Source organism: Halobacteriovorax sp. DA5, assembly GCF_002903145.1.
GTDB lineage: Bacteria > Bdellovibrionota > Bacteriovoracia > Bacteriovoracales > Bacteriovoracaceae > Halobacteriovorax_A.
The window spans coordinates 136,681-161,274 of record NZ_PPDJ01000009.1; the positions used below are offsets into that span (position 1 = coordinate 136,681).

Consider the following 24,594-nt stretch of genomic DNA (forward strand, 5'->3'; position numbering starts at 1 on the left):
TTTTAACACGCTGTGGTGATAGTCGGGAGGTCTGTAATATATGCCTCATGAAAAAATATGTGAAATCAGTAGGTTACGTGCTTGCCTTAGTTGGGAATGTGAGAAAAGTGATGCACATTATTTGGGGCATCTTCGATTGAGCTTTGGTTGCCAAAAATACCTGAAATTGCTAGATTAAAGGCATAACCTAATTAGTGAGAAATATCATGGCCAATACATCAAAAGATACTACAACTGACAAAAAACCACGTGAAGCTGAGCTATCTCACTCTATGGTTCACTACCTTTTAGCAATTCATAAGCTAAAAGAAGAAAAAGGTTATGCTCGAGTTACTGATATTGCCAAAGATTTAGGTTTAACAAAGGGTTCTGTTTCTACAGCTCTTAATAATCTTAAAAAACGTAATCTTGTAAAAGAAGAAGATGATACAAAGTTTCTTCTTTTAACAGATAACGGACACGATGAAGTTCACAAGACTTTAACTTCTCGTACACTTCTTTATTATTTCCTTAAAGACTTTGTTGGTGTTTCAGAAGAGATTGCAGAAAAAGATTCATGCATGATCGAACACCTTTTAAGTGAGGAAACTAGTACAAAATTCTTTGAATTCATGAAGACACTTTCTTGCTCATGTGACGATCTTGCAAAAAGTGGTAAACTTCCTAAAGGGTTTAATTTTCAGACAACTTTAAGTCTTTGTGACTACAAGACGGCTGAAGAATTCATGGAAGGTCAAAAGGGTGATACGTACTTACAAGAAGAAAAAGACGCATAAATTCTTTGTTCTTTTAGTTCTTTTTATTTTAGAACTATCTTCAGCATCCGCCACTGAATACTGCTTTAACAGAAGTCGACCAATTCATACGATTCGTATGGATCTTATGAAATATGTGATTGATGGTGAAAAGATAAAAATTGATTCTCATAAGAATTGCTTAAATCTTGAAGTTAAATCTTACCGTCAGGAATTATTTCGTAAGCTTGTGAATAAGTATTTTCCTAAGCAGCTAGAGAAAAGCTCTTTATCCCTATACACCCAAGATATGTGCAAATTTCGATTGAAAGAGGTCACAAAACTTAAGGATAAAGTTAATGAGCAAATTTCTGATATTATCAGTTCCGAAGGGAATCGCTTTGAAATTGATTTTGGTGGTGAGCACTATTACGCTACTTGTTCAAAAAAAGGTAGTGTGTACCTTCTTGATCTAAGAAGTAAATCTAATAAAGATCAACTAACTTCACTTACTTTTAATTTGGGTAAATGGGTTGATTTAACTTCACTTACAAAGCTTGAGAATAAAGAATATTCTCTTATGGTGATTGAATAATGAAAAATATTATAACGGCCGTTAAAGAGATAAATGCGGGTCTTTTTGGTCTTTCAACATCTGAGAAGAAAAATATTCTCTTAGTAACATTCACTTTATTTATAGCGTTTTTTTCATATCCAATGATTCGCTCTAGCTCAACAGCTTTATTTATTCAAAGCTATGGAGCAAAGAGTACGCCTTGGATTTGGCTGTCTTCTGTGTTGTTCTTAGGATTTAGTGTCAGTATCATTAATGAACTTCAAAAGCATTTTTCAATAGCAAAAATTTTTAATTCTATTGTGGCAGTCTCACTCGTTCTAATGGGAGGAGCCTTAATTGTTCATGGTAGTGGTCATCATATTGGAAGTGGTGTTTTCGCTGTTTGGAAAGAAGTCTATATTATTCTTGTCGTTCATTTATCACTTGGTTATTTAAATTCTGTCATTGACGTCAAAGTTGCCAAACTTGTCTATGGGCCACTTGGTGCTCTCGGCTCCTTAGGGGGAATTTTAGGAGGGCTTCTCACTACTAAACTTATGAAGGGCGTGGGGGTTTACTATGCGGCTTCAAGTGGTTTATTAGTTTTGTCTTTAGTTATTGTTATATTTAGTCTTACACAAAAACAATATTTAGCACTTAAAGAAAAGTCTCCAATAACATCACTTGCCGATAAGAAGCTCTATGTGTTCTTCATTTGTGGCCTAATTATTCTTTCTCAAGTGGTGATTAATCTTGCAAATTATAAGTTCAATCTAGGTCTAGAGATATTTAAGGATGCTAACGAAAAAGGTGCATATCTTGGAAATATATATTCATCGATTAATACGATATCCTTAATTGTCCAAATTGTTATTATTCCAATCGCTTTTAAATACTTTAAAGTTTCTACTGTACATATTTTCATACCATTTGTTTATCTTGTATTAATCTTACTTGATCGATTGGAGTACTTGGGTTTACTGGGGACAGCAATATTATTTGTAGGCTTTAAAGGACTTGATTATTCAATCTTTTCGGCCGCCAAGGAGATGCTTTACTTCCCTTTGAGTAAAGAACAAAAGTACGGGGCCAAGTATATCGTGGATATGGTTGTGTATCGTGCGTCAAAAATGGGTATTTCAGCTCTACTCTTAGTGTTTACGAGTTTGGCTTTTACCCAAAATATGCTAATAATATCAGTGTTACTTTGGCTAGTTCTAGCGGCCTTTATGGCCATTAAGTTTCGTTCAGAGTAATGTCTTTAATAAAATTCATTTAGGAGTTTATATGTCTAATCCATTATTAGAAAAATTCACAAATCCACATGGTGCAAGACCATTTGATACAATCAAGAATGAGCATTACATGCCGGCAATTCGCGAAGCAATTAAAATGCACAAAGAAGAAATCGAAGCGATTAAAAGCTTTGATGGAGAACTTACATTTGCAAATATCATTGAGCCGTATGCAAATTCAGGGAGTGCAATTGAAGATATTTCAATGATCTTCTTTAACCTAAAGTCTGCAAACACAGATGATGAGATGAATGAAATTGCAAAAGAATTCTCTCCTCTTTTAACAGCTCACGGAAATGACGTTAATCTTGACGCTGATCTATTCGCAAAAGTAAAAGTTGTTTTCGATAACAAAGAAAATGAAGACTTAAATGCTGAGCAAATGACACTTCTTTCAAAGATTTATAAGGGCTTCGTTAGAAACGGTGCTTTATTAAGTGAAGAAGATAAGAACAAAGTTAGAAAGATCGATGAAGAACTTTCAAAACTAGGACTTGAGTTCTCAGATAACCTTTTAAAAGAAACTAATAAGTTTGAAATGATACTTGATAATAAAGAAGATCTTGCTGGTCTTCCTGAAGGACTTATTGAAGCTGCTGCGATGACAGCAACTGAAAAAGGTCATGAGGGTAAATGGGTATTTACTCTTGATTACCCAAGCTTTGGTCCATTCATTACTTACTCAGAAAATCGTGAGCTACGTAAGAAAATGACAATCGCTTCTGGTACAAAATGTGCCAAGGGTGACGAGCTTGATAACCAAGAAAATGTAAAAAGAATTGCACAGCTTCGTTATGAAAGAGCTGGAATTCTTGGATATAAAAGCCACGCCGATTATATTCTTGAAGAGCGTATGGCCATGAGTGCACAAAACGTTTTTGATCTTCTAAATCAGCTTAAAGATAAAGCAATGCCTGCAGCGATTGAGCATATGGATGAAATTAAAGCTTATGCAAAAGAACAAGATGGTATCGAAGACTTCGCTTCTTGGGACTATATGTACTATTACGAGAAGCTTAAGAAAGAAAGATATAGTATTGATGATGAAATGCTTAAGCCATACTTTAAATTAGAAAATGTTTTAAATGGTGTTTTTGAAGTTGCAACAAAACTTTATGGGCTTAACTTTAAAGAAGTTTCTAATATTCCAAAGTATCACCAAGATGTAATGACTTATGAAATCACTGATCGTGATGGAAACTTCATTTCTCTATTTTATGGTGACTACTTCCCACGTGCTTCAAAGCGTGGTGGAGCATGGATGACAGCCTTTAGAGAACAATATGTTCAAAATGGAGAAGATGTACGTCCACACATTGCAAACGTATGTAACTTTACAAAGCCAACAACAACGAAGCCATCACTTCTAACATTTAATGAAGTAACAACTCTATTCCACGAATTTGGTCACGCGCTTCATGGTATTTTAACTAAGTGTCAGTACCGTATGCTTTCTGGTCCAAACGTATTCTGGGACTTCGTTGAGCTTCCATCTCAAATTATGGAAAACTGGGCATTTGAAAAAGAATGTCTTGATCTATTTGCTAAGCACTATGAAACTGGAGAGTTAATTCCAGCGGAATTAGTACAAAAATTAAAAGATAGTTCAAACTTTGGAGAAGGACGTCACACTGTTCGTCAATTAAGCCTTGGACTACTTGATATGGCATGGCACTCAGGTGATCCATCAACGATTACAAGTGTTGAGGAATTTGAAAAACTTGCAACTCAAGATGTTGATCTTCTTCCAAGAGTTCCAGGTGTGATGACTTCAACATCATTTGGGCACATCTTTGCTGGTGGATATTCTGCAGGTTACTACTCGTACAAATGGGCAGAAGTTCTTGATGCAGATGCGTTTGAATTATTCCTTGAAGAAGGGATCTTTAACACAACGATTGCTGATCGCTTTAGAGAAAATATCCTTGAAAAAGGTGGTTCAGAGCACCCAATGGATCTTTATAAGAGATTCCGTGGACGTGAGCCAGAGGTTGATGCACTACTTAGACGTGGTGGTCTTATCTAGCCCTTAACGAATAAAGCAAAGGCTCCTTTTTTAGGAGCCTTTTTTATTTTCGAAAATTTCTTTAGCATGATACCAAGTATAGTAATCCTTCGCATTCTTAAGTTCTAAGAGGTGAGGAATCAATTGATCTGAATAATCAATTGAACTCTCTTTAGGTAAGGCCGAAGGAAGGTTATCAATTGCAATAATATTACACTCGTGATCAATTGAACTTTCTATACGGTGAAGTGGTTTATCCCAAGTTGTATGGACATTATAAACTGGGATTGGATTTAGATCACTATTTGGATCACAACTAACATCACAAATAAGTGAAAGCTTCTCATTCCTCTCCATAATCGCTTTATCAAGAAAAGGAGCAATCTTCTTTGTCATAAGAACTGTGTTGATGAAAATATCAGCGTTAATGATTTCATCAAATGGTCCACCAACTTTAGTTTCTTCTACGTCCCAATTAATTGACTCTAGTTCAAGATCTGAAAGTAGCTCTCTTGCTCCGCTTCCACAACGACCTTGGGCGCCAATAATAAAAGTACAAGGGTTGCGCTTACCCTGTCTTTTATTGTTAATAATTTTAAGCCACTCTTCTTTAGAGGAATAGTGTTTTAAAGGTGCAGGTGAGTCTGAAAAAAAGTTTTCAACACTAAGTGCTGCTCCTACATATCCGGCCCAGTAACCGAAGGCCGCAACACGTCTATTGTCTTCATTAAGCAAGAATTCAAGATCAAATAATGTTCCACCGCCTTTACTGTAGCGATCAAAAACTTGCTCAGCTCCATGCTGACCTTTATAGATATGGGCAAAGTAGATATGATTGTGCTTTAGTGGAAACTCATCCGTTTCTTTCAATTCTTTTAAACCTAGAATAAAGACGTCATCGCTTATTGGAGCATCTGTTATCCATGCGTGACTTTCTTTAATTTCACAACCTAGCTTTTCATATTCTTCTATTGGAAAGATTCTATCCTGTGATTTCTCAACGATAACTTTATAGCCGGCATCGATCAGCTTTTTTGCATTTTCTGGTGTTAGAGGAGTTCTTTTTTCAAATGCTTTATCCTCATCTCTTAACCATATTGTTGTCATACTATATAACCTTGTCTTTAAATTAGATTTGATCTTGTATTGATGTATCCCTATCGACAGTTTCGTTATTTAAGTTAAATAGTGCTTTCATATCAGAAAATAGCATTCGAGGAAAAATGAGAGCACAGAAAGCGATACAAACGACGATTAAAATCTCTTCAGTTGCAAATTGATTTCCAATAAATGTTAGGATAATCCCTCCTAAAATATTTGGAACAACAAAGCCTAAATCTAGTAAGGCAAAAATTCTTGCAAGATATTTTGTTTCTACTTTTAATGAAACATAATTTAGTTGATTTGTAATACGTACAAAGACAACAAATCCCCAAACAAAGAAAATTGCCAGTGTTGCTGTATATGAAGCAGCATATAACCAAAGCGCCATGAGAAGTGGTTCAATGTAGAGGGCCGCAATAATAATCTTTCCAACTGGTTTCTCTTTTAGAATAGTCGAGCTTGCCCATCCCCCAAATAGTCCGCCTAGACCAAAGAGAGCAAGCCCTATCCCATAGTCTTGTTTCGTAGCTCCAAGTGTTTCCGTTAGGTAAGGTAGTATAAGTGGAAACATAAATCCAAGAACAAGTCCTTCGATGATGACATTTGAAATGACAGCAAAAAGTTCCTTTTGCGTTCTGGCATATTTAATTCCATTTTTTATTTCAGAGAGAAAGTTTTCACTATTTCCTTCCTGTCTTGGAGGGTTATAGGTAAGGCTCATAATAAAATAAATACCAACAATATATGTTAGGAAATCTAGAGCAATAACTTCCTTGATTCCGCCAAAGGCCGTAAACATAGTGGCACCAAGAAATGGGCCAATCATGTGAAGTACTGCAAAGGCAGAACCGAATAGGGCATTCGCTCGATTCATGTCTTTTTGAGGGACAATGTCGTTAACCATAGCTTGTCTTGTTGGATTATACATTCCAGTGAAGAGAGCAATGAGGCCATCGCAAAGGATGACAACTTCTGGAGTCTTAGCGAAGATGATCGTAAAAATTATTGGAATTCTAATGTAATTTGTGAAAAGGAGAACATTCTTTCGATTGTATTTTTCTCCAATAACACCACCAATTAAATTTCCGATTGTTAAAAAGAAGAGAAATACTGCTCGAGCTGCACCAAGATAACTTTTGTTATGATTTGATAATTCAAATACTAAAAGCATTAGTGCAGTCTCTGACACAAACGAGCCTAGCTCGGATGTTAGTCCTGCAATATAAAGCCTTCTAAAATTTTGATAGCGTAAAACCTTAGGAAGCTTGAACATAATTAGGATCTTTTAGCTAAAAATTCGTCAACAGATGTTTCAAATTCAGAAACAATTCGATCAACAATTTCTTTAACAGTTTCAATCTTTGTAATGAACTCAATTGAAGGTCCGGCAACCCAAACTGTTTTGTATGTGGCACCAAAAGCTGCATTCTCAACAGCTTTCATTCCTTTGTAACCAGTAAGCATTTTCGCATACTTTTTAAGCTTCTTATTTTTGCTCATGGCCTTTTCAATAACATTTTGTTCAGTTCCAATCTTTTGCACGTAAGGAGTGTTGATAACTGTACAAGGCGTCCCTGAAATTTTATTCGACATGACAATATCTTTAGCACCATATTGAACAACTGCTTCTTTATAAGCATCAGATACGATTGATTCTTTCGTCGCAATGAAAGGAGAACCGATTGAAACACCTTCGCATCCTAGGGCCATTATACTAAAGAGGCCCGATCCTGTTGCAATACCTCCAGCTGAAATAACTGGTATATTTAAGTTCTTTTTAAGTAGTGGAACGAGAATACTTGCTGGTGTTGGTCCCGCGTGTCCCCCGGCACCAGAGTTTACTGCAATTACTGCATCAGCTCCTTGGTCTTGAACTTTTTGTGCATATTTAAGATCAACGACATCACAAATTATCTTAGTTCCTTTTGGACGACACTTTTCGATAACCTCTTTTGGATTTCCAAGTGATGTGATAATGAAGTCTGGAGCATACTGCGCGCAAAGCTCAATTTGCTTGTGCATATGGATGTTTGACTGATTTACAATGATATTGATTCCAAAAGGACCTTCACATCTTTCTTTTAATTCTTTTAGTCCTTCTTCAAACTCTTCTGGAGTACGCCAGTTAAGAGCAGGGATACAACCCATAATACCTGCCTTAGAAGCCTCAACCAGCATATCGATACTAGTTACAAGGAACATTGGGGCCATAATAATTGGGTATTTGATATTAAAAGTTTCTGTTAGCCATGTTTTCATCATATGCAATCCATTTTTCTGTATATATTTTTATAGCTCAATTATAATGCATTTTTTTGTATTTAACACCTAAGATTACTTGCACAATTTCTTCCCTCAACGTACTCTTAGAGAATGAGCTCACAAGAAATAAATAAGCTACCTGACTTCTCAGCAATTCGAGAAAACATAGAAACAGAACGTAAAACAATTATTAAGGTCAATAATTTTTCCGATGACGATAGTTATGTAAGGGCCAGTGAAGATGCACTCGTCGTTCTTGGCTTTTTAGAGTCAACGTTAACAAAATTATGGACTATTTTTGATGAGAATCCATCTTTAGTTTATTTCTTTAACAAAGACTTCACTAATTTTAATTTATTAATCAAGCAAGATAATATCCTCGATCTTATTTTTATTGACGACTGTATGATTCCTGAGAATGAAGCAATCTTCTTTGGTCAAGATGGTGGACTCTCGCAAAATATTCTTTCACTTCATGAAAAGACATTTTATGAGTGGGGACAGAAAGTATTAAATCATCACGAGGCAACGCAAACTTTCATTCGCTCAGATATTGATTTAACAAAACACAAAATCAGTGAGCTTAAGTGTCAGTGTATTAAATGTGTTAATGATTTTAGAGCACTATTACGAGACTCAGTTTATGAAAGCTGTGTTGAGTTGATTGAATCAACTAAAGAACAAATTAAAGAAGAGATTGATAATGGAATCCATGTTGTTTCAGATCTAGTCTTTAATCTACAAAAAACACTAGATAAGAATTTCTATAAACTAAGAAATACAATCAAAAGATCTTCTCTAAATCGTTTAGAGAATCAGGTTAAACAATACTTTAAATCGGAATTTGCTTATCCGTCAGAGCTCGCTTCATTACATCGTCGAAATGTAAGCATGCTATTCGATCAATACCTAGAAGCCAATGAGCTTAGTACTGATCTTATTACTAATGCGGAATATGATAAATTTTATCGTTCTCTTTCAACTCACTACTGGAGAAATGAAAGATATCTAGAACGAGAATTTAAGAAATTTGTTAAATCAATTATCATTTTAAAAAAGAAAGACGTTTCTTCGACAATCCTTCAAGAGTATCTTGGGGAATTCTGGGTTCACTCTTCAGCAAGACAGATGAAGAGAAAGATTGTCTATCATATGGGGCCGACTAACTCGGGGAAAACTTATCACGCAATTGAAAAGCTATCGACAGTTCCTAAAGGTTGCTATCTAGCACCTCTTAGACTTCTAGCTGCAGAACTTTACGATACACTTAATGCAAAAGGTGCTGTAACAACACTTCTTACTGGTGAAGAGGTTATTGAGAGAGAGGGTGCGACACATTACTCTTCGACAATTGAAATGGCACGATTACAAGAGGTTTTCGATTGTTGTGTAATTGATGAAATTCAAATGATCACTGATCCTTCACGTGGTTGGGCATGGACAAGAGCACTTGTTAATATTATGGCCGATGAGGTACACCTTTGTGGTGATGCTTCAGCACTTGATCTTGTAAAAGTGATTGTTGATCTATGTGGTGATGAACTAATCATCAATGAATATACTCGTATGACTGAGTTATCAGTAGAAAGACATCCAATTGTTTTAGCTGATATGCAAAAAAATGACGCTCTTATTGTATTTTCTAGAAAGAATGCTCTAAGACATAAAAGAGATCTTGAACGCTTAGGTTATAAGGTTTCGATTGTTTATGGAAGGCTTTCTCCAGAAGTTCGTCGTGAACAAGCACGTAAGTTTGATCAAGGTGAAACTGATGTAATCGTGTCAACTGATGCAATTGCAATGGGAATGAACCTTCCAATTAAAAGGGTAGTGTTCTCAACACTTTCTAAGTTCTTTGATGGTCACCAACATGATATTTCGATTAGTGAGATTAAACAAATTGGTGGACGAGCAGGACGTTTTCAAAGGTTCCCACGCGGAACAGTTACTTGTCTGAGGAAAGTAGAAGATGGAATTGAGTCAATCAATGAAGCCTTGAGTGCGACTCTTGAACAAAGTGATCAGTGTATGGTTGGACCTGACCTTGATATCTTTAATCAGGTTAATAAGGCCCTAATCGATAATAACTTACCAAAGCTTAAGCTTTCGGAATTTCTTCGTCTGTTTAACACGATGACTTTCCAGGCTCCTTTCTACTGCGTAGATATGAAGGAGATGATTGAGCTTGCTGAAATGGTAGAAGACGCTGATTCGAATGGAATACTTACGGATGCTGAAATCTTCGGATTTGCTTGTGCTCCAGTAAACCTTGGGTTAATGGATCATGTTCAATTCTACAACTGGATTCTTCATAAGTACGTTAATATGGAAGGAATTCCATGTGAGCCAATTGAATATGGCTCTAATGATATTGATTATCTAGAGACATCAATCAAGTGTGTTGAGCTTTATCAATGGTTATCAAGGCACTTCAACAATAAGAACTTCGTTTATTCAGAAGTTGAACTTCTTAATAATAAGCAACTTGCAATCGACCAACTAAATGAACTTCTTTCACAAAAGATTATTGCTAGATGTTCTTCTTGTAGTGTTAAGTTACCTGAAGACTCACGCTTTCCAATTTGTGAAGAATGCTTTGAGAAACGCAAGACTAACCGTCGCAAACCAGGTGGTGGGCGATTCAAAGGTAAACCTGGCAGTAAGCAAGGAGCTTCTAAGGGGTCTACAGGAAGAAATTTCAAAGGAAATGGGCGTCCTGGACAGAGTCGAAAAAGAAATGTAAGTCGTAAGAGAAAAAATACTAGTCCTAAACGTTAGAGTTTAATGAATACTTACGAATACGCAAAGTTATTGCTAGAATCTCCATTTCTTGAAGATAAGTTAACAACTTCTGATGTTGTTACGGATCTCAATTATTTTAAAACTAAAGATGGTATAAAAGATCTTCATCCATCTAGAGAGGGGAAGATCTCATTTTCTGCTGAGCAGATTAAGTTTCCAAAAAGAGGAAGCTTTCACTTGGATGAAAAGAAGGCCATGGCGTTGCACTTCTTTGCTAATCATGAACTATTGGCCATTGAAATGATGGCGACAGCACTCATGTACATCCCTATCGAAGATAAATCTCAATATAAAAGAATTGCTTCAGGCTTACTTCAAACAATTGATGACGAAATTAAACATTTCAATCTCTATCGCAAGAGAATGAATGACTTTGGTATCGACTTTGGCGATCTACCCGTAAATGACTTCTTTTGGCGACAGATGCAAAAGATTACAAGCTTTGAAGAATACTTTGCGGTAATGGCCCTGACATTTGAAGCGGCCAATTTAGACTTTGCTAAGTTTTATCGAGATATTTTTCAAGGTGTTGATGATAAGAAATCAGCAGCTATTCTTAATGTAGTTTACGAAGATGAGATTTCACATGTTGGTTTTGGAGTTCATTGGCTAAACAAATGGCGTGATCAAAGTAATCTTTGGGAATTTTACGTCCAGTCTCTTCCGGATCTTTTATCTCCAGCCCGAGCAAAAGGAATGATCTTTGATAGAGAAGGGCGTGTGAGAACAGGAATGGATAATGACTTCATTTCTCGTATTGAAAATTTTAAAGACGAATTCATTGTAACAAACCGCAAGGAATGGAAGTGAAATATCGTGTTAATCTCGACTTTGATGCTGCTCTCGCTGCCAATAATCCTAATCTAAAAAATGATAAATACCTAAGTGAATTAGAATATATTTTTTTTCTCGTTAATGATTCCTGCGAAAATATATTAAGTACAAAACTGGCCTATACTGCTGAATATCTCAGTCATTTATCGAAACTAGGATTTATTAAATCGGAAATAACGAATGATCTTAAAGAATACCAAAATTGGTGGGGAGATCTTACTGACTTTGATTTAGCAAAAACTCTAAATTCAAAATGTTGGCTTGCCAGTTGGCATAGGCCTCTTGAGGATATGATCATTAGGTCAAAAGATGATGTGGTTTTAAATGAGATTAAATTTTATCGGCCGGATCAAACATTTTCAGGGATAGGTAATAGGTTAATCCAGAATAAAGAAGATCTTTCGCGTGTAAGTTATCCTGGTGTATTGTCTAAATATGTTGATGTAAAAAAAACTTTTGGCGTTACCTATAATCTAAAAACTAGAGAGTATTACATCGTAGAAAATTTTACGAATTCAAAAGGTCAATTCAAAGGTGGACGTTTAATATCTCTTTCTGATTTAGATGTTAAGTTCAACCTAAATTCAACGATAGACTTAATTCAGTCTAATCTACCAAATTCAGAGATTTCTAAGATCCAATTCGACAATATGATTTATGAAGATGAAGAGGGGACGTTAAAACTTTGCCCCCTTGTTGAATTAAATTATCGTCGCACGATGGGTGAAGTAATATTCAATGTTACTAAAATACTTGGAGAGGGAACTCTTCATTTTGGTGATAAACAGTATTTGAATAAAGATTCACTTATCCTTTCTCCTTCATTCGTAAAAAATATTTGCTACTATAACCGACTTAAGTAGTTGGGCAAGAATGCTAAATAGATAATATTCCTTCGTAGATCTTCAATTATACAGTAAAATGGAAGAGTTCTTTGGTTTAGATTAGGAGTACTTGTGGCCAAGAAGGGATTTTTTGACAAGATGAAAGGTAAGCTTAAAAAGTCGGAGGAAGACGAAGAGCTACTTGAAGAATTTGAAGAAGATGAATTCGAATCTGATGAAGATGAGGATGAGGATGATTCGGATTTTGATGATGCAACATCAACAGATGTTAAAATTCCTGGCGCAAAAGAGTTGGCCGATACTGAATTAGAAGAAGATGAGTATGAGTCTGGATCAGATGATGAAGTCGTTATGTCTGAGCCTCAAAATGTTGATGAGGATGAAGAAGATGATGATGACGACGACGAAGATGACGACGAAGATGAAGATGATGAAGATGAAGATGATGAAGATGAAGATGAAGACGACGAGGAATCATTTCTATCCAAAAACTTTCCGTCAATAGCAAAGCTCTTTAAGAAAAAATCTTCTGATGAAGATGAGGAAGAAGATGAGGAAGAAGATCGTGATGACGAAGATGAGGATGAAGATGAAGACGATGAAGAAGAAAAGTCGTTTTTAGAAAAGCAACTTCCATTCCTGGCTAAAATGCTTAAGAAAAAGTCTTCAAAAAAAGATAACGATGAAGAAGATGATGATGCCGACGAAGATGATGAAGATGAAGACGAAGACGAGGATGATGAAGATGAAGATGAAAATAAGAAAAAGGACTCTGATAAGAGTAAGTTAATTAAGCTTGTCTTAATTGCTGCAGTTGTTCTGCTTGCCATAGATCAATTTGTTTTAACAGATGAGAGTGACAATGAAGTTCCGGAAGTCCCACCAGTAAAGAGACAGAAAAAGCCTCGTAAGAAGAAGCCAAAGAAAGCTCAAGAGCAAACGACGGAACAGTCTCAACAAGTACAAGAGACTCAAAATGCTCAATCACAACAAGCTGATACTCAGCCTTCTGTTCAACCAGAGACTCAACCTGAACCAGCGCCTCAACCAGAGCCTGTGCCACAGGTACAGCCTGAGCCGCAAGTTGAAGAACCTGCAGTAGCACCAGTTGAAACAATAACTGAACCTCAAGTTGAGGAAAAAGTTGAAGAGACAGTATTAGATGTGGGAGAGAAGAATACAGAAGTTAATCCTGAGCCCATTGTCGTTCCTCAAACGCAGGTCGATACTACAGGTAGCTTTGGAGAAAAAGATGAAGATGATGTGAAGTCAGATTCTCTTGATAATCAACTTGATAAAATTGTTGATAAGTTGGAAGAGGAAAAGAAAGAGGTTGTTGAAAGGCTAGAGTATGTTGAGCCTCCTAAGTATACAGAGTTTGGCCAAGGTCTAGTATATAATTGTAAAGGAAAACACTGGGCATGTGTTGATCGCAAAGCCTATCTTAAGTGTGAAGCTAATATGAAATGGGCACTACAAGAAGGGAAACCTAACGAATGTGCAACCTCTAAGGTTTTAGCATCAGAGTACGACTGTAGAACTTTACAGATGTATTATATTAATACTGTTGCTGAAACGCCAAATTGTAATTAGGCGGCGTCTTTCTTAAAGAGGCCGTCGATGATTGTAAGCGTGAACGTTTTTTCTTGTTTCGCTTCTTCTTTTTTCATCGCTCTTACAAATGCTCGTGCTAACTCTGGGTCAAATTGTGATCCAGAGAATTCTTCAAGCTCAGCATAAGCAACTTCGTAGTCTAGTCCCTTACGATAAACACGCGTTGAAGTCATTGCATCGAAAGTATCTGCAATTAGAATAATTCTAGAGAATAATGGAATATCTTCACCCTTAAGTCCTTCAGGGTATCCTCGTCCATCCCATCTTTCATGGTGATATTTTGCAAATGTAGCGACTTTTTCAAAATGAGTAAATCCTTGGAGGATTTCAAATGATTTTTCTGGATGACTTTTCATCTGAAGAAATTCGTCTTCAGTAAGTCTTGAAGGCTTATTTAAAACCTCATCTGGTACACCAATTTTTCCAATGTCGTGGAAAAGTGCAGAAAGTTCTAAGTCATATAATTCGTCTTCATTAAGTCCGATTTCTTTTCCAAGTGTTAAACTAAAATAAGCAACACGTGTACTATGTCCGTAAGTGTAGTGGTCTTTGCAATCTAGTGCATGAAGAATTGTTCTCGCGGCCATTTCGCAAATCTTCTTTTGCTCAAGCTTAAGTGCTTTATTCTCAGCTTCTAGCCTTTTTGTTGGATCATCAGTTGTACCCCTTGAATTAACAACGGTTTTTTCAGAGATGACTGCGGATTGAGACTTCTTTGTCGCAGTACTTTTACGAGTACTTGCTTTCTTACGCCTCTCTCCCAAATTTACGATTTTACTCTTCTTCATTATAAGACCTAGTGTTACAGTCGGGTTATACCCATATTCTAATAATTCTTCGGGTCATTCTTAAGGAATCTTTAATTTAATCGGCTCATTTATATGATATTGGTCGCTTAATATGCTAAAATGGATTTTCAAGATGCCAAAAAATCGTGTCATCACTATTTAATTTTAAATACTTAGGAAGAGTTATGCGTATTCGTATCGTCGAGTCTAATATCGACAAAATTGCCGTAGATAAGCTCAATAATCTACTAAAATTGCTAGAGCTTTCAGATTTTAATCAAGATGTTTCAGAAGAAAATAACGAATCAGCTGCAAGTCAAGTGGCCTTTACAAAATCACAAAATGATATTGCTAATGATGAGTACTTTATCATTGTTTTTCATGATGGAGATCAGATTGATAAATCAATTCTTGAAAATGAAATGTGTCTAGGTGTTTTCTTTGCTGATAAATCAGTTGAAGAGAACTTACTAAATATGAAGAATGCAATTGAAGGCCTAAAAGCAATGGAGCTTCAAAAAAAGCTGCTTTATAAAATGAATAGCGTCATGGAAGGACTTGTTGGACAAGTTGAAAGCATTAGAGAAATGCATAAGAATATGGCCCCTTTTAGAAGTGAAAAGATTCGAGGAGTTGGGATTACGTCACGTTTTTGTGCGGGAACATCTAATGGTGGTGAATTCTTCGATTTTTTTAAAGTAGGTGGTGATGTTTGGATTATCTCCCTGCACGCTACATCATATATGCTCATTGGGAGTTTCTTAACGATGATTGAAGGATGGAAAGCTGAAGGCAGCCTTACAATGGATAAGATTCTTGGCCAACTTGAAGAGCGTACTGAGGATTTCTCGGAGTTCGGAGAGGCATCTATTCTAGTCGCTAAATTAACACTAGCTGATCTTACTCTCGAGAGTATTAATATTGGTGCCCATGAGATTCTTTCTCAAAATGATATTCTAATTTCATCAAATGAATATAGCTTTCCAAACTCATATGAAGTTAAGAAGCAGAGTGTTCAATTAGAAAAGGGGAAGGGAGTTCTTTTACTATCGCCTGGATATTTCAAGAATAACGACCATATTGTTAATGGCGAAGAGTATATTTCTTTTATTAAGAAAAACTGGTCATCTCCAGTTGAGTTAATTAGTGAATTAACATTTCAAAGTAAAAAGGGATATAATGAAGATGATTTTTTACCAAATGATCAAACCATCCTAATGGTAGAGGTAGATAAAAATGCAATTTCTAAAATCTAGTATCGTTTTCTTTATCACAGCTCAGGCAATTGCCTTTACTGGAACTGAGTGCTTTCAGTCTTCATTTGATGTTTCTGTAAAACACAAATCAGCACCATTTGGTCTTTTGAATAAGACTATAACTATTAGTAAGAAAGAGTGCGAAATTGAGATCGCCCATAATCAATATAAGTATATGAATCGTAATTGGCTTATTGATATTTGTCGCGATCCAATTCACGTTAAGTCGACTTCAAATTCAGTAGATGTCTTTCGTAAAGAAGGTGAGTGTCATGCAACTTCAAACGAATTCTGTGACGAATATAAGACAATTAAAAAAATAATTGAAGATGACGGTCTCATCTTTGCTTCTGGTGCAAAAAATAGTCTTAATGATGATCATGGACGTGTTTTCTGTGCAAAACTTCTAGTAGAAGAATACTTAAATGCTAATACAGTATTTAGTCGCAATGGAAACTATGACTACATAATGATTAGAAAGCCAATTGCTAGAATTCCAGAAGATTTAAAAAGAAAAAGATCAGAGTTTAAACCTGTAGTAGAAAAAACTGAAGTTAAAGAAGATAATGGCCAAGAGCAACCTACAATTGAATCATCTGGTGACTTTCAAATTGATGAAAGCGCTGGCCCAGGAACTTTTTAAACAGATTTAAATGCTGTTTCTAAATCTGCAATAAGATCGTTAGCATCTTCTATACCGACAGATAATCTAATCAGGTTATCTGTCAGACCAATACTTTCACGAACATTTTTTGGAACAGAAGCATGAGTCATAATAGCTGGATGTTCAATAAGGCTTTCAACTCCACCAAGGCTTTCTGCTAGTGAAAACATTTCAACTTTTTGTAAAAATCTCTTCGACTGCTTGATATCACCTTTTAAAAAGAATGTAATCATTCCGCCAAAGCCTGACATTTGCTTCTTTGCAATTGAGTGTTGTGGGTGAGACTTAAGTCCTGGGTACATGACCTTTTCGACTTTAGGATGGCCCTCAAGATACTTAGCAATTTTCATCGCATTCTTTGCATGAGCTTCCATTCTTATAGCAAGAGTTTTTATACCGCGAAGAACTAGCCATGAGTCAAAAGGGGATTGTGTTGGCCCTAGTGATTTCTGTAGTGTCCACAATTTCTCATAGAGTTTCTTATTGTTAAGCATACAAGCACCTCCGACAACGTCAGAGTGGCCATTTATATATTTAGTTACTGAATGCATAACAATATCAGCACCTAAATCAAGAGGGTTTTGAAAATAAGGACTCATAAAAGTATTATCGACAACTGTTATGGCCTTATGTTTCTTTGCTAAATTAGATACTTTTTTAATATCGGATATTTTTAAGAGTGGATTTGTTGGTGTTTCTACCCACAAGAGCTTTGGTTTGTGTTCTTTTAGTGCAGCTTCAACTTTATTTACATCAGTTGTGTCGACAAAGATAAAATTGTGAATTGAGTTAAAGACTGTTGTAAAGAGACGGTAAGTGCCACCATATACATCATCTCCACATAAAATTGTCGAGCCTGCTGGTAGCGTATGCATAATAAGCATCTCTATTGAGACCCCACTTGACGTGGCCAATGCATACTTTGAATTTTCAAGTGCAGCTAGAGCTTCTTCAAGTCTTGTTCGTGTTGGATTGTGACATCTTGAGTATTCGTAACCTTGGTGCTCACCAGGACTAGATTGAGCATAGGTCGTAGTTTGATAAATAGGTGGAATAACCGCACCTGTTTCTTTATCAGGATATGCCCCGGCGTGAATACACACCGAGGCTTTGGCCGCTTGTTTAAGCTTGGCCTTTTTCATTACTTTGAGCCTTTCTCAGACATATACTGAAGAACGTCGATTTCAGAAAGTACATCTGAAACTTTTCCATTCTTAGTAATGATAGCAACTTCTTTCTTTAAAAGTGCATCTGCTACAGTTTCAAGAAGTTCGTTACAATCAACTACGCGGTAGTTATTAGAGATTGCAAGAGAGATATTGTCGTCTTTTTGGAACTCGCCCATGATAACAGGCTTAATTAGGTTCTTCTCTGTACAAAGACCTAGAATATCTCCACCTTTATTAACTACAGGAAGCTGAGAAATATTCTTTTCTTCCATAAGTGTAATTGCTTCACCAATTGTTGTTGTGTCTTCAACAGTGATGATATTTCCATTCTTTCCAAGAGTGTTAAGTACTTCTGAAATTTGAACGTTAAAAGAAGAATCAAGGTAACCACCATCACTCATCCAATCATCATTATAGATTTTTGAAGCATAACGGTTTCCTGAATCGTGAAGTAGGATAAGGATTTTCTTTGGTTCAGTTTGTTTTGCTGCATACTTTAAAGCACCTTCAATTACGGCACCAGCTGAACCACCAGCATAAATTCCTTCTTCTTTAAGAAGTCTTCTTGTCATAAGAAATGATTCTTTATCGTTAATAACTTCAAAGTCATCAATTAAGTCAAAGTCATAGTTTTCAGGAATAAAGTCTTCACCAACACCCTCAAGAACATATGAGTGTGCTTGACCCATTTCACCAGTCTTGTGGTAACCCGCGATAATTGAACCAACACAGTCAACACCAATGATTTCTACTTTATCCATTTTCTCTTTGAAGTAGCGTCCACAACCAGAAATTGTTCCACCTGTACCTACAGCTGCCATGAATACATCAAAATCACCTTGAGTTTGCTCATACATTTCTGGAGCAGTCCATGTATAGTGAGTATTTCTGTTATGTAGGTTATCGTATTGATTTACATAAAATGAGTTTGGAATTGTTTCTGAAAGTTTTTTAGAAACAGAGTAGTAAGAACGAGGATCTTCAGGCTCAACATTTGTTGGACATACAACAACTTTTGCACCGAAAGCTCTTAGGTTATCAATTTTCTCTTTTGATTGTTTGTCAGCTAGAACGAAGATACATTTGTAACCGTGAACTGCTGCCCACATTGCAAGTCCAACACCTGTATTTCCAGATGTTCCTTCAATAATTGTTCCACCTGGCTTTAGAACACCTTCTTCAACTGCACGATCAAGCATATAAGCACCGATACGATCTTTTGTTGACCCACCCGGGTTCATATATTCTAACTTCACGTAGAATTCACAATTTGTATCTTTACCAATACTATTTAATTTTACGATTGGTGTATTACCAATTGCTTCAACAACGTTTGCCTTAGCACCTTTCATCATACTTCTTTCTCCGTTTTCTTCCAGTTGTCCTGTAGGGCCCTTAGTTGCTCTATCGGGTCAAAAGTCACAAGATCTGGAAACGTAAGAGTTTCGATATTGGACTTCTTCGAAATGGAAGTTTTTATTTCTTCTTGTTTAATTATTGTTTCTTTAAATTCTTGCATCTGTGTCGTTTTAGGCTGCCACGATGCGAGATTGTTATACCATGATTTATTGATAATGAGGTAACGTTCGGTGTTCATTTGAGCTTGAATTGAGTCAAAGATTTGCTTCGTTTCGACCTCTTTCATGTGCTCTGCTGAAGTTACTAAATACCACCTCGAGTGAGCAGGATCATTTAATGTTTTTTCTACACTTAATCCATCGATAAACTTCTCTCGATTACCGTAGAGAATTGAGATCGCCTCAAGGAAGTCGTTGATAAATCCTTGTCCAGTTACACTTTCAAGGTAACTAAGGAACTTTTCAATCCCCGTTGAGATAATGCGGTTGAAAAAACGCCCTGGTTTATTTTGATTTGTAATATAATTAAATGCTTCCGCAAATGTCTTATTAAAGAAGCGATTGATCTTCTTTGAGGAATTAAGGAAGTCTAAAAAGTTCTTTCCTGGTGCTGTATCCACTACGATCGCATCATAGATATTGCGATTAATTTGAGACTGAATTTCAAGGACTGCAAGAATCTCATTAAGTCCACCGCGTGAACTCGTTAAGTTTTCTAAAATCTTATTATCAACCTTTGCACCTAAGATCTTTTCAAATGAAGATTTGCAGTCAAGAAGAAGAACGTCGAAAGAGATTTCTTCGTTTTTGAACTCAACTATCTCAGACTGATCTTTGAGATTGAGGAGTTGTCTTAAGCGTTTAGCTGGATCAATAGTAATAAGTAGAACTTTCTTATTCCTTGCCGCTAAAGAAAAAGCGCGGGATGCAGAAATCGTTGTTTTTCCAACTCCTCCTGTTCCACAAAAAATCTCAATTTTCTTAAAGTCCTTCACTCGTCACAGCCTACTTTTTATTTTGTTTTAAAGATATCCATCTTTTCAATGATCATATCACTTAATTCCTCAACCTGTTGCTCTTGCGTCTGTGCAATGATCTGAGGAAAGTGGAGATCATATTTTACCTGAAACTTATCTTGTAAGTGTCTTTGATTCTCAATCTTTACCTTTATAAAGTCAGGCGTGTCATCTTCTGGGAATTTGTTCAGAGTTAAATCACAATTGAGGATTTCGATTGTTGAAATACTATACTCATTAGTAAGTTCAGTTCTTAATTCAATACCTTCTTCAACCGCTAGCTCTGTCGGAATACTAACAACAACGCATTGAGTGTGTTCTTTATTCGTTAAGAAGTTATGCATCTTATCGATATCGTTTGCAATCGGTCCTATTTTAAAAATATCTTTAAAGACCTTTGGAGAGTGTATTGTTGAAAGTAGGTGACCAGATGCTGGAGCATCAACAATCACAATATTTTCTTCTTCTTTTGCAAGGTCAATAATGTGTCCAAGGAAGATCAGTTGACCAAAACTTGGGACCATATCAAATAAGGCCTTAAAGAATGAAGTTGAAACAATCCACTTGGCAATTGTTTTTGAATTTAGTTTACGAGCAATATATTCTTGAACTGAGCTTAAGTGAGTTAGCTCAACAGTTTTGATATTAAGTGATTTGATTAGCTCTTTGTCCTCATTTTGTTCAAATGAGAAATAATATACATTCTTATTATGATTAAGTTCAGAAATCGACTTAGTAAGCGCCACGGAAGTGAGGCTTTTTCCAACGCCTCCTTTTCCCGTGACGATATATAAGTCTTTAAACTTCATTAGAATTTGTAGAATACCGTAAGTAGAACTTTAAAGTAGTATCCCTCAACATCTGAGCGATTCTCTTGATCTACATCAAACGGATCGTTGAATGTGGCCATAGCACCAACTGTGATTTTTCTATTTAAATCAAAGTCTGCACCTGCACCTAGTTGATAACCAAATACTGTCTTTGCATCTGACTTATACGAATCAGTCTTTATTTGTGGCCTAAAGAAACCAAGACCTGCTGCAAGGAATGGTTGGAATGCATCATAATGAAATAGCTTTCCTTTCGCTCCAAAAAGAAGTCCTGCAGTCTTCGAATAAGTATTCTCATATTCATGTTTTGAATAATGTAGGTTGGCGTAAAAATCAAACGAGTAAGAAGCCTTGTAATTATAAAATAATTCAGCCGTAATTTTATCTTCACCGTTATCTTTAAGATCACTCATTAGAAGTGTTTGACCAATTCCGATCCCAACTGAGTGAATGTGAAGCTCTTGGCCACTAAGAAGAGCTGCCGCTGCTGCCGCATCTGAATTCTTCTTTGCTGACTTAGAAGAAGTCAATTGCTTAACTGTTTGTGCTTGTGTTTGAACACCAAAAATAAAAAGGCCTGCTAGAATAACTGCAGGCCTTAATATAGATTTTGAAATTTGAAAAATCATTTCACCCTCTAAACTAAATATATATGCAGTAATAACTGCCTTATATTAGTTTAAAGTAGTCGTAGTTTCAACAGAAGAGTTTAGGTTTGCTGCGCTGTTGAAAGAGTTGAAAGTTTGAGCTGGTGCTTCTTCAACAACTGGAGCTTCAATACCTTCTAGACCTCTAATATATCCAGTGAAAGTACCTTCTTCACCACGGATAACTCTCTTAAGAAGTTCAACGTCACCTGGCTTAGTTGACTTTTTCTCTTGATCAAAAAGAAGTTGGATTTGAGTCATGTAAGTGATGTCATTTTTAGTTTTGTTATCGATTACTTGAATCTCGTGACCTTCTCTGATGATTTGAGCGATCTCTTCAAGTGTTACATAGCAACTTTGGTGTGTGTCATAAAGTTTTCTGTTTTGGTACCTTTTAATAATTCTTACATCATTCATTCTACTACCCCTATTGGTTTACGAATATATCTCAAGTTTAATTTTAGAATTCTCTTGAGCTAAAACGAGTTAATAATTAACACGACGCTTTGTAATAGTTAAGCTTTTTGTATAAATTTCACCGTTAAGCTATGTTCAGTAAAATTAATTACTTATAAGTTCAACTTTGAACAAAAGACAGGTTGGTGTTCATATATTTTATTGATTCCCGCTGTGTCTATTGCTAAGCGTTTTGAAATTTGCATCAGAGAAGTAACAGTCAATGACAGTAACTGTCAAGGGATAGGCTTCTTAATTTTATCTAAATTCAAAGAGAATCCATTTATTTGCCATGATTTCAGCTATTTATCGTGCATTAGGTCGAACTAATGCAAGTCATTGATACTTAAGTTCTACCTAATGTTGCCCCTACGAAATTAAGGATTAATTTTCTTTAAGAAATATCTATTTAGGTCGATGAGAGACTGAGGCAGTAAGGCCAAGGATATTAGATGTTTAAAAATTTCATTCAAAATTCACTCTACACGATAGCGCTAGTAACACTCATTGGTTGTGCAACGACCAATAATGTTGAAGATGAGTCTAATATCAATGAAGATTCACAGCTTTCAAATACCATTTCTGATTTTGAAAAGGCGAAGCGAGCGCAAGAGTTTGTTGATCAGTCTCTTAGCGAGATTGTAGAAGAAGCAAAAACGAAGGGCGACGCTACGGTAAATTATGTCGCAAGTGACCTTTTCTTAAAAGCTGCAGACGCTTCTTTGAGTGGTGATTCTGTTTCGGCATCACTTATCTTAAAACACGTTGTTGATTTAAAACCTAAAGATATTTATCTAAGAAAAAAATATGCGGTTGAACTTATTAAGTCGAGTCAGTTAGAAGATGGAAAAAGGGAGCTAAAGTACCTTATTAAACATGCGGACAAAGATATTAAAATTAAGGCAAGACTCTTACTTGCTGGCGTATATGGTGCATTGGGAAAATCAAAGCAGTCAATCAAGCTATATCGTGAACTAGTCTATAAAACGAGACCAATTTTAAGTGAAGCTTGTATTTATCTTTCAAAAGCTTATGTGGATGAAAAGAAATTCAAGAAAGCTGTTGGAACGCTAAGTTATTGCTCACAAAAAGATCGCGAAAATCGCAGTATTTATGCCTTTCATACTGGCAAAATCCACTTTGAAAAATCTGATTATAAGAAGGCCAAAAAGTATTTTAATAATTCTTTAAAGCTTGATCCAACTAATCAGCAAAGTACTATTCTGCTTGGAATGATTTACGAACAACAAGGTGATTTTAAGTCTGCAAAGGTTCTTTATCAGAAGTTTTTGAAATACGATCCAAATAATTACACTGCACTTGGAAAATACGTAAATCTACTTTTTACAGATGGTGAGTATAAAGAAGTTGTTCCTTACTTAGAGAAGTTACTAGCTCTAGATCCTGAGAATTTAAATTTAAAGGTTAGATTGGGAGTTATTTATACAGAGACTAATAAGATTGAGGATGCAAAAGGAATCTTTAAAGAGATTCTAACTGTTATCCCAGATTCAGATAAAGTTCTTTATTACCTAGCAAGTCTTTATCAGCAGTCTAACGAAGGTGATCTTGCGGTAACATATTTTTCAAGAATTAAAGAAGATAGCTCACTCTTTCATGAGTCAAATATTCAGATCGCAAATATTTTGAATACATATGCACAAAAAGATCCTGCGCAAGAAAAGCGTCTTGTTGAATTTGTAAAAGAACGTTCAAAAGCATCAAAAGAGTTACGTTTTGAATTAGAAGTAATTCTTGCAGGTTACTATGAAAATCGAAAAGATCTAAGCCGAGCTATCGCTTTAATGGAATCTCATATTGAGCACGATAGCTATACAGATGGACATGCTTATTATCTTGCATCTTTATATGAAAAAGATAAGGCATTCACAAAAGCCGAAAAGATTATGTTAGATATCTTAAAGCGTGATCCAAATAACTCACATGCTCTGAACTTCTTAGGTTATACATACCTGGAGCAAGGTGTTCATATGGATAAAGCCTATGCTTATATTAAGAGAGCTGTTCAGCTTAACCCTCAAGATGGATATATCCGTGATTCTTTAGGTTGGTACTATTACAAAACTGGAGAATATCAGAAAGCTTACCGCGAAATTAAAAAAGCCTTTGCTTTAGTAAGTGACGATGTGGTCATTGCAAAGCACTTAGGGCTCATATATACTTCTTTGAAGAAGCCAGAAAAGGCTCGTCAATATTATGTCGAGGCACTTAAAAATTGTACGAAAGTAAACGAACGCGAAGAAATTCTAAATTATATCGAAAAGCTGGACTCTGTGCGTTTGCCGGCTTCACGTTAATATCTTGTACAACAAATCCAAAAGATTTATCAGATAAGGCT

General features: G+C 35.9%; 21 protein-coding genes. 11 read left to right on the forward strand and 10 right to left on the reverse strand.

Going from position 1 to position 24,594, the window contains the following annotated elements; translation table 11 throughout:
• Nucleotides 1-206: 206 nt before the first annotated feature.
• Genes C0Z22_RS13230 through C0Z22_RS13245 form a run of 4 tightly spaced genes read left to right on the forward strand, consistent with a single transcriptional unit; the run spans nucleotide 207 to nucleotide 4,611 of the window.
• Nucleotides 207-776: a metal-dependent transcriptional regulator gene (locus tag C0Z22_RS13230; protein WP_103218849.1), complete on the forward strand. Its 570-nt coding sequence runs from the start codon at nucleotides 207-209 to the stop codon at nucleotides 774-776.
• Nucleotides 742-1,329, forward strand: a complete 588-nt coding sequence (locus C0Z22_RS13235) for a hypothetical protein (RefSeq protein ID WP_103218850.1) — start codon at nucleotides 742-744, stop codon at nucleotides 1,327-1,329. The genes C0Z22_RS13230 and C0Z22_RS13235 overlap by 35 nt, the downstream gene beginning before the upstream one ends.
• Nucleotides 1,329-2,546: an Npt1/Npt2 family nucleotide transporter gene (locus C0Z22_RS13240; RefSeq protein ID WP_103218851.1), complete on the forward strand. Its 1,218-nt coding sequence runs from the start codon at nucleotides 1,329-1,331 to the stop codon at nucleotides 2,544-2,546. Before C0Z22_RS13235 ends, C0Z22_RS13240 begins: the two co-directional genes overlap by 1 nt.
• Before the next feature lie 31 nt (nucleotides 2,547-2,577).
• Nucleotides 2,578-4,611 carry a M3 family metallopeptidase gene (locus C0Z22_RS13245; protein WP_103218852.1) on the forward strand — a complete coding sequence of 678 codons (2,034 nt, stop codon included), beginning with the start codon at nucleotides 2,578-2,580 and terminating at the stop codon, nucleotides 4,609-4,611.
• Between the two features lie 30 nt (nucleotides 4,612-4,641).
• Here the strand turns inward: C0Z22_RS13245 and C0Z22_RS13250 are convergent, their stop codons facing one another.
• The 3 genes from C0Z22_RS13250 to C0Z22_RS13260 are packed head-to-tail and all read right to left on the reverse strand — an operon-like array spanning nucleotide 4,642 to nucleotide 7,956.
• Nucleotides 4,642-5,697, reverse strand: a complete 1,056-nt coding sequence (locus C0Z22_RS13250; protein WP_103218853.1) for a saccharopine dehydrogenase — start codon at nucleotides 5,695-5,697, stop codon at nucleotides 4,642-4,644.
• A 22-nt stretch (nucleotides 5,698-5,719) separates the two neighbouring features.
• A complete protein-coding gene (locus tag C0Z22_RS13255; RefSeq protein WP_103218854.1) occupies nucleotides 5,720-6,967 on the reverse strand; it encodes an MFS transporter in 1,248 nt (415 codons plus the stop codon).
• A gap of 2 nt (nucleotides 6,968-6,969) precedes the next feature.
• A complete protein-coding gene (locus C0Z22_RS13260) occupies nucleotides 6,970-7,956 on the reverse strand; it encodes a nitronate monooxygenase family protein (RefSeq protein WP_199177568.1) in 987 nt (328 codons plus the stop codon).
• A gap of 111 nt (nucleotides 7,957-8,067) precedes the next feature.
• Here C0Z22_RS13260 and C0Z22_RS13265 point away from each other — a divergent pair, with 111 nt between their 5' ends.
• From C0Z22_RS13265 to C0Z22_RS16140, 4 genes are all read left to right on the forward strand, one after another.
• Nucleotides 8,068-10,734 (forward strand): helicase-related protein, encoded by a 2,667-nt coding sequence (locus tag C0Z22_RS13265; protein WP_103218855.1) that lies wholly within the window; start codon nucleotides 8,068-8,070, stop codon nucleotides 10,732-10,734.
• Nucleotides 10,735-10,740: 6 nt separating this feature from the next.
• Entirely contained in the window at nucleotides 10,741-11,568 is an 828-nt protein-coding gene (locus C0Z22_RS13270) for a DUF455 family protein (RefSeq protein WP_103218856.1), read from the forward strand.
• Entirely contained in the window at nucleotides 11,565-12,455 is an 891-nt protein-coding gene (locus C0Z22_RS13275; protein ID WP_103218857.1) for a hypothetical protein, read from the forward strand. Before C0Z22_RS13270 ends, C0Z22_RS13275 begins: the two co-directional genes overlap by 4 nt.
• Before the next feature lie 93 nt (nucleotides 12,456-12,548).
• Nucleotides 12,549-14,030: a hypothetical protein gene (locus C0Z22_RS16140; RefSeq protein ID WP_199177569.1), complete on the forward strand. Its 1,482-nt coding sequence runs from the start codon at nucleotides 12,549-12,551 to the stop codon at nucleotides 14,028-14,030.
• On the opposite strand, the gene C0Z22_RS13285 is transcribed toward C0Z22_RS16140, so the two are convergent.
• Nucleotides 14,027-14,839 (reverse strand): HD-GYP domain-containing protein, encoded by an 813-nt coding sequence (locus tag C0Z22_RS13285; protein ID WP_103218858.1) that lies wholly within the window; start codon nucleotides 14,837-14,839, stop codon nucleotides 14,027-14,029. The genes C0Z22_RS16140 and C0Z22_RS13285 overlap by 4 nt on opposite strands.
• A gap of 185 nt (nucleotides 14,840-15,024) precedes the next feature.
• On the opposite strand from C0Z22_RS13285, the gene C0Z22_RS13290 reads away from it, so the two are divergent.
• Together C0Z22_RS13290 and C0Z22_RS13295 are read left to right on the forward strand one after the other, a co-directional pair.
• Nucleotides 15,025-16,095, forward strand: a complete 1,071-nt coding sequence (locus C0Z22_RS13290) for a hypothetical protein (protein WP_103218859.1) — start codon at nucleotides 15,025-15,027, stop codon at nucleotides 16,093-16,095.
• Nucleotides 16,076-16,738 carry a hypothetical protein gene (locus C0Z22_RS13295; RefSeq protein WP_103218860.1) on the forward strand — a complete coding sequence of 221 codons (663 nt, stop codon included), beginning with the start codon at nucleotides 16,076-16,078 and terminating at the stop codon, nucleotides 16,736-16,738. Before C0Z22_RS13290 ends, C0Z22_RS13295 begins: the two co-directional genes overlap by 20 nt.
• Here the strand turns inward: C0Z22_RS13295 and C0Z22_RS13300 are convergent.
• The 6 genes from C0Z22_RS13300 to C0Z22_RS13325 are packed head-to-tail and all read right to left on the reverse strand — an operon-like array spanning nucleotide 16,735 to nucleotide 22,196.
• Nucleotides 16,735-17,901, reverse strand: coding sequence for a PLP-dependent aspartate aminotransferase family protein (locus tag C0Z22_RS13300; RefSeq protein ID WP_103218861.1), 1,167 nt, complete (start codon nucleotides 17,899-17,901; stop codon nucleotides 16,735-16,737). The genes C0Z22_RS13295 and C0Z22_RS13300 overlap by 4 nt on opposite strands.
• The gene (locus C0Z22_RS13305) at nucleotides 17,901-19,283 is read right to left on the reverse strand and encodes a pyridoxal-phosphate dependent enzyme (RefSeq protein WP_103218862.1); all 1,383 of its coding nucleotides are present in this window, start codon (nucleotides 19,281-19,283) and stop codon (nucleotides 17,901-17,903) included. Before C0Z22_RS13305 ends, C0Z22_RS13300 begins: the two co-directional genes overlap by 1 nt.
• A complete protein-coding gene (locus C0Z22_RS13310) occupies nucleotides 19,280-20,281 on the reverse strand; it encodes an ArsA-related P-loop ATPase (protein ID WP_103218863.1) in 1,002 nt (333 codons plus the stop codon). The genes C0Z22_RS13305 and C0Z22_RS13310 overlap by 4 nt, the downstream gene beginning before the upstream one ends.
• Nucleotides 20,282-20,298: 17 nt before the next feature.
• Nucleotides 20,299-21,111: an ArsA-related P-loop ATPase gene (locus C0Z22_RS13315; RefSeq protein ID WP_103218864.1), complete on the reverse strand. Its 813-nt coding sequence runs from the start codon at nucleotides 21,109-21,111 to the stop codon at nucleotides 20,299-20,301.
• The gene (locus C0Z22_RS13320; RefSeq protein ID WP_103218865.1) at nucleotides 21,111-21,761 is read right to left on the reverse strand and encodes an outer membrane beta-barrel protein; all 651 of its coding nucleotides are present in this window, start codon (nucleotides 21,759-21,761) and stop codon (nucleotides 21,111-21,113) included. Before C0Z22_RS13320 ends, C0Z22_RS13315 begins: the two co-directional genes overlap by 1 nt.
• Nucleotides 21,762-21,806: 45 nt before the next feature.
• Complete coding sequence (locus tag C0Z22_RS13325) at nucleotides 21,807-22,196, reverse strand: polyhydroxyalkanoate synthesis regulator DNA-binding domain-containing protein (RefSeq protein ID WP_103218866.1); 390 nt, start codon at nucleotides 22,194-22,196, stop codon at nucleotides 21,807-21,809.
• 491 nt (nucleotides 22,197-22,687) lie between these two features.
• Here C0Z22_RS13325 and C0Z22_RS13330 point away from each other — a divergent pair, with 491 nt between their 5' ends.
• Complete coding sequence (locus tag C0Z22_RS13330; RefSeq protein ID WP_103218867.1) at nucleotides 22,688-24,553, forward strand: tetratricopeptide repeat protein; 1,866 nt, start codon at nucleotides 22,688-22,690, stop codon at nucleotides 24,551-24,553.
• The last annotated feature ends 41 nt before the right edge of the window (nucleotides 24,554-24,594 follow it).

Coding starts and splice junctions, on each gene's coding strand:
- C0Z22_RS13250 (WP_103218853.1), bottom strand. CDS start 5,697: ATGACAACAATATGGTTAAGAGATGAGGATAAAGCATTTGAAAAAAGA.
- C0Z22_RS13245 (WP_103218852.1), top strand. CDS start 2,578: ATGTCTAATCCATTATTAGAAAAATTCACAAATCCACATGGTGCAAGA.
- C0Z22_RS13285 (WP_103218858.1), bottom strand. CDS start 14,839: ATGAAGAAGAGTAAAATCGTAAATTTGGGAGAGAGGCGTAAGAAAGCA.
- C0Z22_RS13305 (WP_103218862.1), bottom strand. CDS start 19,283: ATGATGAAAGGTGCTAAGGCAAACGTTGTTGAAGCAATTGGTAATACA.
- C0Z22_RS13260 (WP_199177568.1), bottom strand. CDS start 7,956: ATGATGAAAACATGGCTAACAGAAACTTTTAATATCAAATACCCAATT.
- C0Z22_RS13325 (WP_103218866.1), bottom strand. CDS start 22,196: ATGAATGATGTAAGAATTATTAAAAGGTACCAAAACAGAAAACTTTAT.
- C0Z22_RS13315 (WP_103218864.1), bottom strand. CDS start 21,111: ATGAAGTTTAAAGACTTATATATCGTCACGGGAAAAGGAGGCGTTGGA.
- C0Z22_RS13300 (WP_103218861.1), bottom strand. CDS start 17,901: ATGAAAAAGGCCAAGCTTAAACAAGCGGCCAAAGCCTCGGTGTGTATT.
- C0Z22_RS13255 (WP_103218854.1), bottom strand. CDS start 6,967: ATGTTCAAGCTTCCTAAGGTTTTACGCTATCAAAATTTTAGAAGGCTT.
- C0Z22_RS13265 (WP_103218855.1), top strand. CDS start 8,068: ATGAGCTCACAAGAAATAAATAAGCTACCTGACTTCTCAGCAATTCGA.
- C0Z22_RS13295 (WP_103218860.1), top strand. CDS start 16,076: ATGCAATTTCTAAAATCTAGTATCGTTTTCTTTATCACAGCTCAGGCA.
- C0Z22_RS13290 (WP_103218859.1), top strand. CDS start 15,025: ATGCGTATTCGTATCGTCGAGTCTAATATCGACAAAATTGCCGTAGAT.
- C0Z22_RS13330 (WP_103218867.1), top strand. CDS start 22,688: ATGTTTAAAAATTTCATTCAAAATTCACTCTACACGATAGCGCTAGTA.
- C0Z22_RS13270 (WP_103218856.1), top strand. CDS start 10,741: ATGAATACTTACGAATACGCAAAGTTATTGCTAGAATCTCCATTTCTT.
- C0Z22_RS13320 (WP_103218865.1), bottom strand. CDS start 21,761: ATGATTTTTCAAATTTCAAAATCTATATTAAGGCCTGCAGTTATTCTA.
- C0Z22_RS13230 (WP_103218849.1), top strand. CDS start 207: ATGGCCAATACATCAAAAGATACTACAACTGACAAAAAACCACGTGAA.
- C0Z22_RS13240 (WP_103218851.1), top strand. CDS start 1,329: ATGAAAAATATTATAACGGCCGTTAAAGAGATAAATGCGGGTCTTTTT.